At 30.2% G+C, this 15863-nt stretch carries 12 protein-coding genes and 1 other annotated feature; of the genes, 6 read left to right on the top strand and 6 right to left on the bottom strand.

Annotation, left to right across the window (positions count from 1 at the left end):
* Positions 1–20: 20 nt before the first annotated feature.
* Positions 21–353, bottom strand: a complete 333-nt coding sequence (locus KPL51_RS18145; RefSeq protein WP_216164530.1) for a YqfO family protein — start codon at positions 351–353, stop codon at positions 21–23.
* Positions 354–777: 424 nt separating this feature from the next.
* Here KPL51_RS18145 and KPL51_RS18140 point away from each other — a divergent pair, with 424 nt between their 5' ends.
* The gene (locus tag KPL51_RS18140; RefSeq protein ID WP_216164527.1) at positions 778–1647 is read left to right on the top strand and encodes a metallophosphoesterase; all 870 of its coding nucleotides are present in this window, start codon (positions 778–780) and stop codon (positions 1645–1647) included.
* A gap of 247 nt (positions 1648–1894) precedes the next feature.
* Here KPL51_RS18140 and KPL51_RS18135 read toward each other — a convergent pair whose 3' ends face one another.
* Together KPL51_RS18135 and gltX are read right to left on the bottom strand one after the other, a co-directional pair.
* Positions 1895–4504: a cation-translocating P-type ATPase gene (locus tag KPL51_RS18135; RefSeq protein ID WP_216164524.1), complete on the bottom strand. Its 2610-nt coding sequence runs from the start codon at positions 4502–4504 to the stop codon at positions 1895–1897.
* 325 nt (positions 4505–4829) lie between these two features.
* On the bottom strand, positions 4830–6485 hold the full coding sequence (gltX, locus tag KPL51_RS18130; protein ID WP_216164521.1) for a glutamate--tRNA ligase: 1656 nt from the start codon (positions 6483–6485) through the stop codon (positions 4830–4832).
* Positions 6486–6546: 61 nt separating this feature from the next.
* Positions 6547–6798 (bottom strand) — a binding site (T-box leader).
* A gap of 505 nt (positions 6799–7303) precedes the next feature.
* Between gltX and KPL51_RS18125 the strand changes: the two genes are divergently transcribed.
* The 3 genes from KPL51_RS18125 to KPL51_RS18115 all read left to right on the top strand — a co-directional run bounded on the left by KPL51_RS18125 (position 7304) and on the right by KPL51_RS18115 (position 8718).
* Positions 7304–7393 (top strand): acetyltransferase, encoded by a 90-nt coding sequence (locus KPL51_RS18125; RefSeq protein ID WP_216164518.1) that lies wholly within the window; start codon positions 7304–7306, stop codon positions 7391–7393.
* 18 nt (positions 7394–7411) lie between these two features.
* Positions 7412–7942: a GNAT family N-acetyltransferase gene (locus KPL51_RS18120; RefSeq protein ID WP_216164514.1), complete on the top strand. Its 531-nt coding sequence runs from the start codon at positions 7412–7414 to the stop codon at positions 7940–7942.
* 101 nt (positions 7943–8043) lie between these two features.
* The gene (locus KPL51_RS18115) at positions 8044–8718 is read left to right on the top strand and encodes a Type 1 glutamine amidotransferase-like domain-containing protein (protein WP_216164511.1); all 675 of its coding nucleotides are present in this window, start codon (positions 8044–8046) and stop codon (positions 8716–8718) included.
* Between the two features lie 150 nt (positions 8719–8868).
* Here the strand turns inward: KPL51_RS18115 and KPL51_RS18110 are convergent, their stop codons facing one another.
* From KPL51_RS18110 to KPL51_RS18100, 3 genes are all read right to left on the bottom strand, one after another.
* On the bottom strand, positions 8869–10296 hold the full coding sequence (locus KPL51_RS18110; RefSeq protein ID WP_216164507.1) for an MATE family efflux transporter: 1428 nt from the start codon (positions 10294–10296) through the stop codon (positions 8869–8871).
* Between the two features lie 149 nt (positions 10297–10445).
* On the bottom strand, positions 10446–12533 hold the full coding sequence (locus KPL51_RS18105) for a helix-turn-helix domain-containing protein (protein ID WP_216164504.1): 2088 nt from the start codon (positions 12531–12533) through the stop codon (positions 10446–10448).
* Between the two features lie 140 nt (positions 12534–12673).
* Positions 12674–13384 carry an HAD family hydrolase gene (locus tag KPL51_RS18100; RefSeq protein WP_216164501.1) on the bottom strand — a complete coding sequence of 237 codons (711 nt, stop codon included), beginning with the start codon at positions 13382–13384 and terminating at the stop codon, positions 12674–12676.
* 289 nt (positions 13385–13673) lie between these two features.
* Between KPL51_RS18100 and KPL51_RS18095 the strand changes: the two genes are divergently transcribed.
* Both KPL51_RS18095 and KPL51_RS18090 read left to right on the top strand, forming a co-directional pair.
* On the top strand, positions 13674–14837 hold the full coding sequence (locus KPL51_RS18095) for an iron-containing alcohol dehydrogenase (RefSeq protein ID WP_216164498.1): 1164 nt from the start codon (positions 13674–13676) through the stop codon (positions 14835–14837).
* A gap of 315 nt (positions 14838–15152) precedes the next feature.
* The gene (locus KPL51_RS18090) at positions 15153–15821 is read left to right on the top strand and encodes a hypothetical protein (protein WP_216164495.1); all 669 of its coding nucleotides are present in this window, start codon (positions 15153–15155) and stop codon (positions 15819–15821) included.
* Positions 15822–15863 lie beyond the last annotated feature (42 nt).

Here is a 15863-nt window from a genome sequence, read left to right as displayed (position 1 = left end):
GCGTAATATATACTTTTTTTCTATGAAAATAAATCATTTATAATTGGGATTATATTAAATACTGGTTCTTCATATGGATGAATTTTCTTCATTATAAGCACTGCATTTTTAACATACTCTATTTTACATCTTACTTCAACCTTGCATTCCTCACCACTACAAATCTCTCCTATTTGGCCATTATAAGGATTAGCGCCTTGTAGAGGTCTCCAATATCCCATAACATTGGTTATTGATATACAATTATCATAATCACCCACTCTACAAGCATTTATTCTATTAAGTTCATCTCTCAGCACAATGACAAACTCTTTTGGAATATATATTTCGATTTTAACTTCTTTAAATTCCATATATTTGCTCACTCCCTTTGTTATTTTAGCTATTTAAATAAAGTTTTATTTAAATCATCAGTAGGCATTTGCAATACAAGCTATCCTTTCGAACAGTTATTAACTGTCTTTATTTGGCTTAAGTTAATCTACCTCCATTTTGATAAATATTACTTATTAATGTATTGTTTTACTAAAATAAATATAGCTAATTATAACATAATTGATTTGATAAATAAGTATGTAAAAATATATTACCAGCTTAATAGTATCCTAAGATTATTCAAATTATAAAATATGAATTAAATTTGTTTATTAAAGTAAACTTTTAGAATATAATTGAAGGATGTTTAAATTCTAAATCTCTAAATTTAATATATGAAAAATAATGATGTGTTAACATGTTGTTGACATTACACAAAATTGAAAGGGCAAGGTAATCTTTATGTTTGAAAAATTTCTTTCAAAAAAATCTATAATATTCATTGTTGTTATTATGTCATTAGTTTGCTTTTCGTATTTCGAAAACAATAATATAGTAATTTCTAAGTACAATATAAATAGTAATACACTACCAAAAGCTTTTAATAATTTTAAGATCGTTCAAATTTCAGATTTACATAACAAAGTTTTTTATAAAGATAACAATACACTTGTAGCCAAAATAAAATCACAAAAGCCAGATATTATAGTAATTACCGGAGATTTAGTAGATAGAAGATACTACAATGAAGAAAAGGCTGTAGGCCTTATTAATAAAATAAAATCCATAGCACCAATATATTATGTTAACGGAAATCATGAGGGATTGTCTACTAAATTTGCATCTTTAGAAAAGAAACTTAAAGAAAGAGGAGTATTTGTTTTAAGAAATAAATCTATTTTTTATGAAGTGGGTAATGAAAAAATTCTTATTTCGGGAATAGATGATCCTGTCTTCAGTACTATTGGTCAATATAAAGTTCTTTTCAATGAAGATATAATGAAAAGAGAATTGCTACTTGTCAATAATAAAAAGTATTATAATATACTGCTTTCTCACAGGACTGAGTTTTTTGACTTTTATGTTAATAATAATATAGATCTTGCTTTTACTGGTCATTCTCACGGTGGGCAATTTATAATTCCCTTTATAGGCGGAGTTTTTTCGCCTGGGCAAGGATTTTGGCCAAAGTATTACAAAGGAATGTACACAAAAGATAATACAACTATGGTAGTAAGTAGAGGACTTGGTAATAGTGTTATTCCTCAAAGAATATTTAATAGACCAGAAATAGTAAGTGTGACATTAAAAGCAGTTGAAAAGGCGGATTAATATAGGATAAACACTGGCTAGAGAATTTACAATACTTCAGTTATTTTTATCTCATACTAAAAAAGTATTTATTAAAAAGTTATAAATGATACTATAAATATTAGAAAACAATGTCAGGCAAGCAAAGTTATCCATTATAACATTAAATATATGTATGCTAAAAAGGGGATGTATTTGCTTATTGCCATAAAATGCTACAGAAAGATATTAGCATCTCTCTGTAGCATTTTATGATTATACTAGAATATTACTTATGATCTCTTACAAATATTAGTTTATATATTTGAATAAGAATTAGAGGCATAAGTGATAACCCGTATACTACAGCACGTTGATTTAAAGTTAGTGGGACTACTTCAAAAACACCCATAAGTGGCTTAAAGCTTAAAACAAATTCTAAAAGTAAATACCCGAGTATGGTGGCAATCCATAAATATTTATTTGAGAAAACACCTATTTTAAATATGGATTGTTGTGACCTAGAGTTAAATCCATGGAGCAGTCTTGAAAAACACAGTGTTGCAAATGCCATTGTGCTGGAAGCCGAGGTATCACCTGTTGATAATCCTATATAAAATGCTGTCATTGTACCTAGTGCAATAATTAAACCTTCAATTAGTACTCCTATTGAAAAGGATTTACTTAATATAGGTGAGTTTATACTTCTAGGTTTTTCATCCATTATATTTTTATTATGAGGCTCAAGCCCTATTGCAATAGCTGGAAGACTATCTGTTACCAGGTTGATAAACAAAAGGTGTACCGGTGCAAAAGGCATTGGAAGCGCTGCAAGTGAAGTATAAAGTACTGAAATTACAGCGGCTGAATTTCCAGATAACAGAAATCTAATTGAATTTTTTATGTTCGAATATATACTTCTGCCATTGGAAATTGCCTTTACAATAGTTGAAAAGTTATCATCCATAAGAACTATGGATGCAGCATCTTTAGCAACCTCAGTACCTGTTATTCCCATAGCAATACCAATATCTGCTTGTTTTAGTGCAGGAGCATCATTTACACCGTCACCGGTCATTGCGACGATATTTCCTCTTTCTTGCCATGCTCTTACTATTCTTATCTTATGCTCAGGGGATACTCTTGCATATACAGAAATATTTTCTACCTTAGCTTTAAGCTCTTCATCACTTAAAGAGTCAAGCGCATAGCCTTCTATAGCTTCAGATTCATTATTTAATATACCTATTTGTTTAGCTATGGCAGAGGCAGTTATTTTATGATCTCCAGTTATCATTACTGGCCTGATGCCAGCCTTAATACATTCTGCAACTGCTACTTTAGATTCCACTCTCGGAGGGTCCATCATGGAAATTAGCCCTACAAATATCAAGTCATTTTCATCGTCAGTACCTAATATTTTTCCATTTTCTATTTCTTTATAAGCAAAGGCTAAAACTCTCAGGCCACTTTCAGAAAACTCCTTATTTACCCTTTCAATCTCCTTTTTATCATCTACAGTTAGGGTTTTAACACCATTTGATGTGACAATACTTATCGCTTTTAATAAAAGTACATCAAGTGCACCCTTGGTTATCATAAAGGTTTTGTCTTTACGTTTATTTGCTGTACTCATTAACTTCCTATCAGAATCAAAGGGTACTTCAGAAGTTCTTGGATAGTCTTTTCTGATATCTAGCTCATCCAAATCATATATTTCACCTAGGTTCACAAGTGCAACTTCAGTGGGATCTCCTATCTCTTTGTCTTTAATAGTTACAGCATCATTACATAATAGAGCCATTAGTACAAGATTCTTTTCTAAAAGCTTATCATGGTCAAGTTCATCATGTAATATTACTTTTTTATCAACATATACCTTTTGTACAGTCATTTTATTCTGCGTTAGAGTTCCAGTTTTATCTGAGCATATTACTGAAATGCTTCCTAGGCTTTCAACTGCATGAAGTTTTCTTACAACAGCATTTTCACGAGACATTTTTTGTGTTCCAATAGCAAGAACTATTGTTACTATTGAACTTAAGGCTTCAGGTATTGCAGCAACAGCAAGAGATACAGCAAACATGAAGGAGTCAATAATTGCATATCCTCTAAATATATTTAGAATAAAAATAAGGGCGGATATTGCAAGTATAACAAAGGCAAGTTTTTTTCCGAAGTTGTCCAAATTAACTTGTAATGGAGTCTTCTTTTCCTTTGCAGTTTCTAAAAGGTTAGCTATTTTACCTAGCTCTGTTTCCATTCCAATAGATGTAACTAAAATTAAAGCTCTTCCATAGGTTATAAAGCTTCCGGAAAATACCATGTTTTTTTTATCTCCAATCGATACATTAGCCTCAGTTATTATATCGGTTGTTTTTAAAACACTTTCAGATTCACCTGTTAAAGAACTTTCATTTACCTGAAGACTGTAATTTTCAATTATTCTTCCATCAGCACTTACATAGTCGCCTGCATCTAAATACAAGATATCGGAAGCCAGCAATTCCCTTGAAGGGATTTCTAGCTTTTGACCATTTCTTAAAACCTTGGCGGTGGGAGAGGAAAGAGCCTGAAGGCTTTTTAAAGATTGTTCTGCCTTAACATGCTGAACAGTTCCAAGAATAGCATTTATAAAAACAACAACAATTATAACAAGTGTACTCTCAAACTTACCAAGGAAGGCTGATATAAGAGCAGCAGCTAAAAGTATTAGTACTAAAAAGTCCTTAAACTGTTCTAGGAATACCTGTAGGTTACTTTTTCTAGCGCCTTCAGTTAATTCATTAAAGCCCTGCTTTTCTCTTCGAATTTTTATTTCAAGGTCATTTAATCCTTTGTCATTAACTCCCAGAGTTTTCATCGCCTCTTCTGATGTTTGTTTATAAAATACGTTCATTAATATTCCCCCTTGAGTAATATTTATTTTATTATAACCAAAGGAATAATAGCTAATGCATGTAGATTCCCTTTGTCGTATATAAAACTTATTGATTATAATAACAAAATAAAAGACTCTACAGTTGGCATAAATACCAACTGTAGAGTCTCACTAAACTTTAGAAGTTATCAAAGCCGGGATTTAATCCGTGGTGACGACTTTGATCCTGTTAATAACAGGAAGTTACTCCCTCTACATATATTATTTTTAAGACCTACATAATCTCTATATTAATATATTAACGTGTTTTAATTTAATTGTCAACAAATATACTTTTCATTTTTTATACAAAATCTTGACTTAATCTTTCAATAACACGTTTTTCACCCATAACCTGCATTACTTCATACAAATCTTGAGTTTGTGTTCTATTAGTTAAGGCCACTCTGATAACTGCTGCAACATCAGAAACTACACCTTTATATATATCAGGATTCTTTTTATAAACTCTTCCGTTTTTTGCATATCCAAGTTTTTCAGAAAGTTCTTTAACTCGTGAAAACCAAGTATCTGCATCATCACTATGATTATATATAGCTATATAGCCATCAAGGATTATTTTCACTTCTTCACTTAATATATGATCAGGGAAATTAGTGCCAGCACTAATGCTATTTTTATAAAAATCATCAAAGAAATATTCAATATGTTCTTTTACATCTAACCATTTTACAAAATCTTTTCTTGGTTTTTCATTTTCTCTTTCAATGTTAAATATTTTCTTTGCATAATCCTCATTTTTAGTAAGTAAACACGCAACTTCGGTATCATTCTCTTTAGCCCAAGCAAGGTATAAGTCATAAACGGTGCTAGCGCTCATAGTAGCTATAACGTCCTTACTCATGTCGTTAAGTTTTAAAATATCAAATAGTGCACCGCTTTTACTCATATTTTCAAGTATAATAGTAAAGTTTGCACAAGGTTCATCTGCATGCTCTATTCTCCATTCTTGAAAATTAGAATTAATTAAATTTGAAAGATATTCAGTAACAGAAACAAGAGGATAACCTTCAGATTTATAATAATCTACACGTATTTCTGGATCTTTTCTTTTACTAAGTTTACGCCTTGATGTCCCATCCATTTTCATTATTGTGGGAATATGAGCATATTTTGGAACAGCAAAGCCTAACATTTCAAATAATTGCAAATGTATAGGTAGAGAAGAAAACCATTCTTCTCCACGTATAACATGGGTTGTTCTCATTAAATGGTCATCTACAGCATGAGCTAAATGGTAGGTTGGAAGACCATTAGTTTTAAGTAATACAATATCTTGATCATTTTCTGGCATACTTATATCACCTTTAATTAAATCATTACAAATTACTCTTTTATTTGGATCACCAGGAGATTTAAGTCTTATAACAAAGGGTTTGCCTTTTGATAAATTTTCATTAATTTCATCGAAAGTGGCATTTCTGTGAATTGCCCATTTTCCATGATATCCTGTATTAATTTTAAGTTCTTGTTGAATTTTTCTTGTTTCATCCAATTCTTCTTCCGTGCAAAAGCAAGGATAAGCTAAGCCTTTTTTTATTAAATCTTTTACATAGGCATGATATATTTCCATCCTATCGCTTTGCTTGTAAGGTCCATAAGCACCTTTTTCACTCTTAGAATCCACAACTCCTTCATCAAAGAAAATTCCAAAATCGCGTAGAGTGGTGGTGCTTTCTTCAATGGCACCAGCTACCTCTCTTTTCTTATCAGTGTCTTCTATTCTAAAATAAAATATTCCTCCGCTCTGATGAGCCGTACGCTCAGATATAAGAGCAGCAAATACCCCTCCAAGATGTTGAAAACCAGTGGGACTAGGGGCATATCTCGTAACCATAGCGCCTTCTTTAAGGTTTCTTTCTGGGTAAAGATTCGTATAGTAGTCTGGAGTTTTGTCTATGCTTGGAAGTAGTAAATCTGCTAGTTTCATGTTATCCATTTTAATCATCCTTTCTTGTTCATATTATTTCATCGCAAAAAAAACCTCTCATCCTATACTATAATAGGACGAAAGGTAAACTTCCGCGGTACCACCTAAATTGATGTAAAGGCATCTTTCAATACCTAAATCCACTCATTAACAGTATAAATTCATACTGTACTTTTTTAACGGAAAGTTCCCGTTGGACTTACTCAAAAATTTCAGCCCACTGCTCCAGAGCTTCTTTCTGTAGTTACAAATGCCAAATTTCCACCATCATTGGCTCTCTTTAAATTGAAATATACATACTTTTCTCGTTCATTGCATTATATGTTCAAATTTTATTATTTCATTGTTTAACTATAATTATACATGCATTATTTAGAATGTCAACATAAGAGCATTTTGTTATTTAAACAAAAATTATAAAATTATAATATAATATTCGCTCAATAAGTGTATTCTATAAAAAAAGCTATTGATAAAATTTTATAATTAAATTGTTTTATATTGACAATATGTTGACAATACCATAATATATAACATATACAGTGAGTGTACCTAACAAATTGTAAGCGGTACAGGGAAACATCCTACACGTAGATAACTTTACGGAGTCACTTCCAAAGTGATTTTGTGGAGCTTTTTTTGTTTTATAATTAATATTTCAAGGTGGGGTATTTGGTAGTTAGTGGTAAGAGCACATTTTAATAAGTTTGAGTGATTTATGTTAGTCTATGTTAATTTTATGCTAAATTTAATTACAAATAGTTGATAATTTGGTAAAGGATATGTATGATTATATTTGAATAAGTAACAAAAATGGGGGAGTAGATGTGGATTTTATAATAAGACCAGTAAAAATTGAAGATGCAGTATTTATAAATGAAATACGACGTCAAGATGGGGTTAGAGAAAATATATAATAGAGGGGGAATAATAATATGTACACTGGTGAAAAAATTAGATTAAGGGAATATAGAAAAGAAGATGTAAAGCAAGCTCAATGTTTTATAAATGATCCTGAGCTAAAGAGACTCTTACACCCAGGAATTCCTTATTTATTCACTCTTGAAGATGAACAAAAGTGGTTTGATGGAATGTCAGCGGCTAAGGAAATATACAGTTTTGCCATAGAGACATTAGAAGATAGCAAATATATAGGCGGCTGCGGAATAAATAATATAGATTGGAAAAATAGTGTTATAGTTGTAGGTATATTTATTGGGGATAAAGACTACTGGGGTAAAGGTTATGGCACTGATGCAATGAAGGTACTAATTAAGTTTATTTTTGAGCAGATGAATATACACAAAATAAAATTGCAGGTATATTCTTTTAATGAACGTGCAATTAAATGCTATGAAAAATGTGGATTTAAGCAAGAAGGAAGGCTGAGAAAAGAAATTTTCAAAGATGGTAAGTATTATGATGAAATTGTTATGGGGCTATTAAGTGAAGAATATTTTGCATAAAAGGGTATTTATATTAAATTTTACTTTAGCACCTCAGGTACAAATTTAAGGAACAAAGCATAAATATATAAGTATGCAATATGAAAGGAGATGATAATAATATGGGAGCCTTGATTATGCTCAGTGATTTTACTGGAAATGATAATGTGAATTTGAAAAGAAAAATGAAAGAAATATTTTCTGATAAAAAATATACTATAAGCTATATACCTTCAATGACTGATAAAGAATTAAAATATTTTAAAAAAACAAAAGATAAATTAAGTGAATATGGAAATTTCAATGTTGATTATTTTGATATAGATGATTTTTGTAACATGGATAAAATAGAAAAAATATTTAAATCAGACATAATATATCTATCAGGAGGGAATACCTATTATTTTTTGAATAACCTAAAGAAAAGATATTTTATAACTAGACTGAGGAAATATGTTGAAAATGGGGGCCACATTATAGGAGTAAGTGCAGGTGCAATACTTATGTCAAAAGATATATCAGCAGCTCAATTTGGTGACGAAGATATAGTTGGATTATCAGACTTATCATCCTTAGCCCTAGTTGATTTCGATTTTATGCCACATTGGAATGAGGACAGCCATTATTTAGTTGATTTAAAAGAATATTCTAAAAACACAGGAAACACAGTTTATGCATGTAATGATGGCGATGGAATTATTGTAATGAATAATAAAGTGCATTTTTATGGAAATATAAAAATGATAAAACAAGGGGATATAGTGGAAGTCAAAGTGAAAAATGATAAAATAATCTAATTAAGGCATCCTAAAAAAAATAAACTAGTCTGATAACTAGTTGTTTTTTTAAGATGCCTTAGTGCTATCTTAGTGCCACCCACGTGGCAAGTGGCAAGTTGGACAAGCAATTTATTCTAAAATACTTAAATTTAAAACTACACATTTTTTTTAAATGTTTGCATTAGCGAGTCTAGCTTTTGTAAATTTAGCCTTGTTTATCTTATAAATTTGATGCATCTCTAATATTTCTAAAGAAATGTAAGTATATTTAATGAATATTGCAGCTGTAATGAAGGATATAACATCTGATATTGGGTAAGCAAGCCATGCCCCAAGTACTCCCATATCTAAGCCTATTACAAGGGTATATACTAGTGGGATAAATATTATTAGTTGTCTATAAATAGATAGCTTGAAAGATGCCTTAACCCTATTTATAGCTTGGCAATAAGAAATTGCCAAGTAATATATCCCAAGACAAGGGAAGACAGCTATGATTATTCTAAAAGCCTTTGCCGTGGATTCTATAATAGCACTATCATTTATAAATATGCCTATAAGTGGCTCTGCAAAAATCATAAATATTGCCCATAATATAGTTGAACTTACAGATACCGCAATGATAGATGTTTTAACAACTTCTTTTAATCTTGTATAATTTCCAGCACCATAGTTATAAGCGGCTATTGGTTGCATAGCTGAGCTTATGCCCATTACTGTCATAAATAAAAACATGGAAACTCTTGTAGTTAACCCAACTGTTACAATGGCCATATCTCCACCATAAGAAGACAGTAAATTGTTTAAGATAGCAGCTACTATTGCATCTGATATTTCTACTATAAAAGTTGAAAATCCAACATATATTATTCCAATTGATACTGCTTTATTAAGAGTTAATTTAATAGAAAACTTTAAGTCGTTTTTTATTTTCATAAATTCAGTTAGTACATATATAAAAGCTATTATTTGAGATATTACTGTTGCTATAGCAGCGCCTTTTATACCATAAGAAAAAACATTTATTAGTAAATAATCTATAATTACATTGAAAATTGCACCAAGAGAGGTACTTAATAGAACTATTTTGGTATTGCCAAAGGCAGTTATAATATATGAAGCAATTACTGTAAAGGATTGAAACAATACTCCAAGGAGTATTATACTTACATAATCTTTTGCAAGAGGGAATATATTTTTTGAAGCACCTAAACCTTTTATTATTGTATCTTGAAAAATAAAAATACCAGCACTAATTGTACATACTATTATAAGCATTAGAACTATAGCATTAGGTATTATAGTTCTTAAATTTTCATAATCTTCATCTCCACAGCTTCTTGCTACAGAGGTAGAAGCACCGATAGCTATAAGCATTGAAATAGCTAAAAACAATCTTTGAATTGGAAAGGCTATGGTTAGTGCACCAATAGCATCTGCCCCTATGGCTTGCCCCAAAAACATGGAATCTACCATGTTGTACATTTCTGATACCATTAAAGAAATTATTGCTGGCACGGAAAATTTTAATAATAGTTTCCCAATCTTTTCCTCACCAAATGTTTTATTGCTTTCTGCTACATTACCCATTGTCATGAAACCCACGTCTCCTTAAGAATTCTTTGTTTCCATAAGTATTATTCTACGCCATTATGAATATATTAACATTCACAGGGTTGCTAGATAAAAAGGACAAAATTGCTAACCTATTACTTTCAATAATACACAAATAACAAAAAAACACCTTAAAATAGGTGTTTTTGTACTTTTTGAAGAACTATTAAAGTGGCGCCATAGCCTTCAATCTTTATTATGTTATTGTAAACTGTAGTTTTTTTTGCAAAAGATAGTGAAACATTAGGAGCAGAAATCTTAGTTAGGATTTTCCACTCATCATAACTAAGTCTTTTTGGTTTACCCATACGTAACCAAATGTCGTAAGCTGATCCAATTTTTTCACCAATTTCATATTTGATTACTTTATAGTCATTAACTAAATTTTTAATGGATAAGGATATCTTTCTCTCAGTAATATTTTTGCTACCCTTACCTTTGGATAAGTCCTCTAGCTTAATTAAGGAATTAAGTTCATCACTATAACTGTAAAGGAGGACCTGAATATCCTCATCTTGCCTTGTGATAATATATCCATCACCTTGCTCTATAGTCTCATTTCCTAGTTTTGATAATAAATAATAAGCATAGTAGGAAACTTTCTTTATTCCGTTTAAAGTAAGAAGTCCTGGGGAACCAAAAAATAATTCGTTATTTAAAATAGAGTTTTCCTCCACAGTATCAAAAGCTTTTAGTGTAAGAAGATTATTATTGTTGCTAATAAAATTATGAATAATATATGGAAGCATGTACGAGGAGTCGTAAATAGTATTTATAGCTTTAGGAACATCAAAAGGCTCCTCTATTAAATTCAGCAATTCATATTTATTAAAAATTTCACGTGTAATATCTATATACTCTACCGATAAATCTTTGGAGGCTTGGAATTTCCACAGCCTAACTATTTCAATGCCATATATATCAGCAAAATATAGTATAAAGCTTTCTAAAAGTTTTATAAAAGAACTTTTATCTTCAAAAGTCTGGTTTAAAATTATTAATGGTACAAGAGATATATCCATTAAAAATTCTAATAGTTTTTCAACCTCATTCCAATTTAAAAATCTTACATTTTCATTGAAATATATTTTCATTTCTTTTCCAAATAAATTTTGAACAATACCATTTTCAAAGCCAATAGCTTCTTGAATAGATCTCAGATATCCCTGTTCACCAGATTTTATAAGTTCTTCTGCTTGACCTAAATTCAATTTTTCTTTCCATATATGTTGTAATTTTATACCTGGCAAGAGAGAATCTATCTGGAGTTTAATGATTTTATTGGTATAGTTAAATCTATCATAGTTTTCTAAATAGTAAGATATATATGGCAGAGTTTCGGATAAATCATGAGTTTGTATATTTTTAAAGCTATCAAATTTATCTTCATCTATATGATATTTTTTTCTGAACTGCAAGGGAGTACATTTATAGTAATCTTTAAAGCTCTTATTGTAATATCTAGCATGAGAAAAACCAACATCTAAAGAAATATCTGAGATGGTTCTATCTGTATCTAATAATAATTTAATAGATTCATCTACCCTCACAATATTGACTAACTCAGTAAAACTTGTTCCAGAGATATCCTTTATTTGATGAGATAAATAATAAGTACTTAAATATTCTGTATTAGCTATATCTTGTAAACTAATTTTATTCATGTAGTTATTATAGATGTACTTTCTTATTCTGTGATACCTTTGAAATTGGATTACATTTTCTTTTAAATCTTTCTCATCGTAATTAAGATAGTGAAAGTTATTTATTAAATGAAATAATAATTCTACTAAAACAACTTCTATTTGATCATCAAAGTTTTCACTCTTTTGTATTAATTCGCAAGCTAGAATAGATAAGTATTTCCTAAGAACGTCATACTTTTCTTCAAGCTGTGCGCCTTCCTGCGTAGAGTTTGTATAAAAATAAATGTTTTTCATATCATCATAATATTTCTCGAAAAATGTGGGGTCAACGTGAAAGATTAACACCTTGTTTTTTTCTTTTGCATAAATTCTGTGGGCTTCGTCACAATTTATAATTTCAATTTCACTGTCTTTAATTTCATAAGTTCCAGATTCTATAAGTACATTAACACTGCCCTCAAGCACAAAAATTATTTCTATAGAATTATGCCAATGTATTGGATAGTCCTTTATACTCTCAAGGGAGATGGTTATAGGTAAATCGTTTATATAAGTTATATATTTCTTTCTCATTGTAATTAATCTCCTTTGGTGCACGGTGCCACCCAGGTGGCAAGCTTGCAGTATATATATTCATTATACATCATGAATTAAAAAGCGCCACCACATGACAAGTGGTAAGTAAGGAAAAATGAAATAAATAACTAGATTTATTATTTAATAGAAGGCAAGGTTTTTACAAATTCATAGAAATCCTCGTATTCTCCACTATAATCAGTTATTATTTCTTCTTCGGTCCTATGTAGAAGATTATTTGTTATTAGATATGTCTTTAGTCCAAGGTTTTTAGCAATTATATCTTCTTGAACATCATTTCCAACCATCAAGCAGTCTTCTGGTGTTTTTTCTATATCCTTTAGTATCTCTTCATAATATTTTAATTGAGGTTTACAGTAATGGTTTTTTTCAAAGGTTGAAATATATGAAAAGTCTTCTGGCTCAAAGCCTGCCCAACGTATTCTATGATGAATAGCTTTTTCAGGAAACAGTGGATTTGTAGCTAGTGCAACGGTATAACCTTTTGATTTTAATAGATTAACACTTTCTTTTATGCAATGAATATCCAAAGCATATTCACTGATTTTTAAAAAGTTTGTATCATAAAAATCATCAAAGCGTTTTTGCAAAGCAGGAAGCTTCATGTTCATTCTAGTGGTAAAATCAGCCATGAATATTTCTTCATTGGTTTTGTATTCTGTGTTTTCTACCATTATTTTAGTAGAACTCCATATATTTTTGGCTAGTTCACTAGGGGATATTATATTAGCAAAATTTTTTGAAAGTTCTTTAAAATATAGCTTTTCAAATAGAATCATGTCTATAGGAAGCAAAGTACCATCAAGATCAAATAATAATGTATTCATTTATTTACGCTCCTTTACCTTAAATAATATTTGTGTTTTATATTATAGGTAATAAAGAAATATTATGTGTAATTCTAAGTTTTGTCAATAATAACCTATGGTATTATAATAGTAACTATATGTTATAAAAGTGTGTACTTGCATTAAATGATTATAGTGGTAAAATTGTATTTATAAAGTTAATATTATTGAATTGTTTTAAAAATATTGTACTTTGTGTAATGTCTGGGGTCCCAATTAAATAATAAACTAGGGAAGAAAAAATAAAAAATAAAGAGGAGAATTTAATATGAAAAATTTCAATTATTCAATTCCAACTAAAATATTTTTTGGCAAAAATCAGATAAAGGTACTTGGTAGTGAAATAAAAAAATACGGCTCTAATGTATTGCTTGTTTACGGAGGAGGTAGCATTAAGAAAAGTGGATTATATGATAAAATCGCTGGAATATTAAAAACCAATGATATTAATGTTTGGGAGCTTTCAGGAGTAGAACCAAATCCAAGAGTAACTAGTGTTAGAAAAGGTGTTCAGCTCTGCATAGACAATGAAATAGACCTTATACTTGCAGTTGGTGGGGGAAGCTCAATTGACTGTGCAAAGGTTATTGCAGCAGCCTGTTATTATGAAGGCGATGCATGGGACATAGTGCTTGATCCAAGGAAAATTAAAAAGGTGCTTCCACTTGCTACTATATTAACACTTGCAGCAACAGGTTCTGAAATGGATGCTGTAGCTGTAATTACTAATTTCGATACAAAAGAAAAATTAGGAACAGGACACAAAGATATGGCACCTAAGTTCTCTATATTGGATCCTACTTATACATTTACATTACCTGAAAAACAAACTGCAGCGGGTACTGCAGATATAACTAGTCATATATTTGAAGTGTATTTTAGTAGCACAAAGGAAGCTTTTCTGCAAAACAGAATGGCTGAGGCAATGCTAAAAACTTGTATAAATTATGGACCAATAGCTCTAAAAGAACCAGAGAATTATGAAGCTAGATCTAATTTAATGTGGACTTCAAGCCTTGCAATAAATGGTCTTTTAAGCTACGGAAAAGAAACAGAGTGGAGTGTTCATGCAATGGAGCATGAATTAAGTGCATACTATGATATCACTCATGGAGTGGGCCTTGCAATATTAACACCACATTGGATGAAATACATTCTTAATGAATCGACCTTAGAAAAGTTTGTTGAATATGGAGTAAATGTTTGGAATATAGATGAAAGTGGAGATAAGTATGAAATTGCAAATGAGGCAATTGAAAAGACAAGAGAATATTATAATTCCTTAGGGATTCCTTCTTCATTAAGTGAAGTTGGCATAAGCGAAGAGAAATTAGAAGAAATGGCAAAGCAAGCTACAAGAAATGGTAATCTAGGAAACTTTAGAGTTTTAGAAGCTCAGGATGTATTAAATATATTTAGAGCATCCCTGTAGTACAAATCACATAAGAATAAATATAAAGTTGAAATATAGTAGGATAGAGTGATATTTATTATAATCAACTTATGTAAATAAGAACTCCAAAAGCTTAGAAACATTAAGGTTTTGGAGTTCTTATTTAGTTGGAAAATTGAGTAAGAAGTGTGTAATAGGTAAATAATACTACAAGAACATTTTACAAATAAATTGGCAAATATGCTGAAAAAATAATTTTATGGAAAATAATTAAATAAGGTTTATAATAGAATTACTTTTATATTTCATAAAGTTTATTTAAATAATAATTAGGTAATTTCAAGGAGAAGTAAAATGGAAAAGTATGTTTATGTTATTATTTCAAGAACACCAACTTCTATGGGCAAGATAATTAGAAAATTTTTAAAAGGAAAATATAATCATGCATCAATAAGTTTAGATGAGAAATTAAGCAAAATGTATTCCTTTTGTAGATTGGCAGTTACCAATCCTCTTGTAGGCGGTATTATCAGAGAGAGTGTGTTTACACTTACCATAGGAGTTAAGGATGATGTACCTATTATTGTATATCGCATACCTGTAACTACAGAGCAATATGAATTAATAAGTAAATTCATATATGATATATATAATGATAAAGAGGTTTATTACTATAATTTCATTCAAGCCCTTGGGCTTATTTCTAAAAAGAAGCATGCTATGTATAAGACCTACATATGCTCTGAATTTGTCATGGAAACCCTAAGACAAGGAGGACTTAAACTTACAACATTAGAATCCTATAAGATAACACCAACAGATATTAGCGAAATTATAGGTGAATTTATTTATTATTCAGGTAATCTCAAGGATTATCCATTTATACAGACGATAAAAACAAAAGATGATGATCGTTTCTTTTGTAAAACAGGTCTTCTTTATGAAGGGGTTCACACCATTAGGCACTTTTGGAGGGTTATATCTAGAGATAGGAATATCAAAAGGGGTAGGAGACTGCTTTAAATTGGAATTATTATTAATACAATGTATTATATAACTATAAGA

The organism is Clostridium bowmanii (genome assembly GCF_018861315.1).
GTDB lineage: Bacteria > Bacillota > Clostridia > Clostridiales > Clostridiaceae > Clostridium_AD > Clostridium_AD bowmanii.
The sequence above is the reverse complement of the archived record's forward strand: the minus strand, read 5'-3'. Positions and strand labels throughout refer to the sequence as shown.

Bases quoted from the DNA above. Each gene is read 5' to 3' on its own strand.
- KPL51_RS18105 (WP_216164504.1), bottom strand. From the start codon at position 12,533: ATGAGAAAGAAATATATAACTTATATAAACGATTTACCTATAACCATC.
- KPL51_RS18135 (WP_216164524.1), bottom strand. From the start codon at position 4,504: ATGAACGTATTTTATAAACAAACATCAGAAGAGGCGATGAAAACTCTG.
- KPL51_RS18090 (WP_216164495.1), top strand. From the start codon at position 15,153: ATGGAAAAGTATGTTTATGTTATTATTTCAAGAACACCAACTTCTATG.
- KPL51_RS18110 (WP_216164507.1), bottom strand. From the start codon at position 10,296: ATGACAATGGGTAATGTAGCAGAAAGCAATAAAACATTTGGTGAGGAA.
- KPL51_RS18120 (WP_216164514.1), top strand. From the start codon at position 7,412: ATGTACACTGGTGAAAAAATTAGATTAAGGGAATATAGAAAAGAAGAT.
- KPL51_RS18095 (WP_216164498.1), top strand. From the start codon at position 13,674: ATGAAAAATTTCAATTATTCAATTCCAACTAAAATATTTTTTGGCAAA.
- gltX (WP_216164521.1), bottom strand. From the start codon at position 6,485: ATGGATAACATGAAACTAGCAGATTTACTACTTCCAAGCATAGACAAA.
- KPL51_RS18115 (WP_216164511.1), top strand. From the start codon at position 8,044: ATGGGAGCCTTGATTATGCTCAGTGATTTTACTGGAAATGATAATGTG.
- KPL51_RS18140 (WP_216164527.1), top strand. From the start codon at position 778: ATGTTTGAAAAATTTCTTTCAAAAAAATCTATAATATTCATTGTTGTT.
- KPL51_RS18145 (WP_216164530.1), bottom strand. From the start codon at position 353: ATGGAATTTAAAGAAGTTAAAATCGAAATATATATTCCAAAAGAGTTT.
- KPL51_RS18100 (WP_216164501.1), bottom strand. From the start codon at position 13,384: ATGAATACATTATTATTTGATCTTGATGGTACTTTGCTTCCTATAGAC.